Source organism: Gordonibacter pamelaeae 7-10-1-b (assembly GCF_000210055.1).
GTDB classification, from domain to species: Bacteria; Actinomycetota; Coriobacteriia; order Coriobacteriales; family Eggerthellaceae; genus Gordonibacter; species Gordonibacter pamelaeae.
In genome coordinates, this window is the sequence record NC_021021.1 from 622,063 (window position 1) to 622,728 (window position 666).

Here is a 666-nt window from a genome sequence, read left to right on the forward strand (position 1 = left end):
TGTCCAAGTCGGCGACGACGGGCGCCAGCACGCCGGGCGCCGTGCGCGGCTTGAGGCTGACGGCCGCCTTGGCCCCGGCCGCATGGATGGAGGCCACGGCGCGGGCGAGCCCGTCGGCGTCCAGGACCTCGGCATGCACGGTGACGAGGTCGGCGCCCGCGTCGAGGAACCACGGCAGCTGCTCCAGCGGGTTGTCTATCATGAGGTGCACGTCGAGCGGCAGCGCCGTGGCCTTCTTCAACTGCCTCACTATCGGCACGCCCATGGTGAGGTTCGGCACGAAGTGCCCGTCCATGACGTCGACGTGCACGTATCCCGCACCCGCCTCCTCGATGAGGGCGATGTCGCGCCCGAGGTTCATGAAGTCGGCCGACAGGATGGACGGTGCGATCTTCACCGGTTCGAACATGAGGGACTCCTTATCCGGGCGTTGCGGGCTCTTTGACCGTCCCCCATTCTAGCGCAACGCCCCGCGCCGCCGCATGCCCGGCCCGGGGTACGCGAAGAAAACCACACGTGGGCGGCACGCCGCGCTCCCGCAGAGCGTTCCCTCCCGCCCTCCCAACATGCCGTCCCCCTGAACCAGCCGGCCGGAGGGATGCGGCCGGCGCGGGCCGGCCCGGCGCACCCGGAAACCCGCGAAGCCGACTGCATGCGCCGGGACAG

The 666-nt window shown here is 70.7% G+C and carries 1 protein-coding gene; it reads right to left on the reverse strand.

The genetic code is table 11. The features are described from left to right. Nucleotides 1–409, reverse strand: a 409-nt coding sequence (locus GPA_RS02960; protein ID WP_041238892.1) for a ribulose-phosphate 3-epimerase, incomplete at its 3' end; no start/stop codon positions are given. Nucleotides 410–666 lie beyond the last annotated feature (257 nt).